Origin of the sequence: Kurthia gibsonii (assembly GCF_006539985.1) — a bacterium.
GTDB classification, from domain to species: Bacteria; Bacillota; Bacilli; order Bacillales_A; family Planococcaceae; genus Kurthia; species Kurthia gibsonii.
The window spans coordinates 1-1,055 of the sequence record NZ_BJOB01000107.1; the positions used below are offsets into that span (position 1 = coordinate 1).

The 1,055-nt window shown below is 41.6% G+C and carries 1 protein-coding gene; it reads right to left on the minus strand.

Features of this window, described 5'->3' with window-relative positions:
* Window positions 1–11 precede the first annotated feature (11 nt).
* Entirely contained in the window at window positions 12–947 is a 936-nt protein-coding gene (locus tag KGI01_RS13655) for an IS30 family transposase (RefSeq protein WP_141275137.1), read from the minus strand.
* Window positions 948–1,055: the final 108 nt, after the last annotated feature.

Here is a 1,055-nt window from a genome sequence, read left to right on the forward strand (position 1 = left end):
TTGATAGTTTGTCAAATTAAGTGCAACAGTTCTTCTTCAAACGCCTCGTAGGCTGTTTTCCATCCAAGACATTTTCTTGGGCGATTATTGATAAGTTGAAGCGCTTGCTCCATCTCTTTTTCAGTTACGTGATCGAAATTTGTTTTCTTCGGGAAGAATTCTCGTAAAAGACCATTACTATTTTCGTTACTGCCACGTTGCCAAGACGAGTAGGCATCCGCAAAGTAAACTTGAATATTTAAGTCCTGTTCGAGAACTTTGTAACAGCTGAATTCTTTCCCGCGATCCGTTGTCGCTGTTTGAATGGCACCTTCAGGTAATTGTTTGTGTAACCGTTTTACTGCCGTCTCCATCGAAGCCGCAGAACGATTGGGAATTAATACACCGAAATACCAACGTGTTTTACGCTCAATAAATGTAGCCACGCAGCCCTTTGCTTTCCCACGTCCAGAAACAACGGTATCTAATTCCCAATGTCCAAATGTCTCCCGTTTCCGAACTTCTAGTGGTCGTTTAGAAATAGGGGTACCAATATTGAAGCGACCTCTTGTTTCACGAAGCTTTCGTCGTTTTCCTTTTTGTCGAAGCATCGTTAAAGGTACCTCGAGTAAGCCCTCATAAATCCAGCGATAAATGCTTTTAAAACTCAGCTTTCCTGCATATAAGCGACCGACGATTTGTTCAGGCGACCACGTTTTCCCCAACTTTTCTTGAACAGCTTTTTTTAAATCGTCCGTTAACTTACGCTTAGCACCACAGTTTGATTTATTTACCTGATAGCGTATTTGGGCTTCTTCAGCCGTACAGTTTTGATGGCGACGTAGCTCTCTAGAAATTGTAGAAGGGGCCCGATGGATTCGCTTGGCAATCGCACGGATGGAGTAACCTAATTCAAGATAAGTTTCTATTTTCGAACGTTCAGATATGGTAAGATGAGTGTAGCTCATAACGATTCCTCCTTCTATGTTTGGTGTGGTAACTAACATTGTATACGAGGTCGTTATGAGCTTCTTTCATTTTGACTTATAGGTGTTGCGCTTAATATTACAATTCGT

Bases quoted from the DNA above. Each gene is read 5' to 3' on its own strand.
- KGI01_RS13655 (WP_141275137.1), bottom strand. From the start codon at position 947: ATGAGCTACACTCATCTTACCATATCTGAACGTTCGAAAATAGAAACT.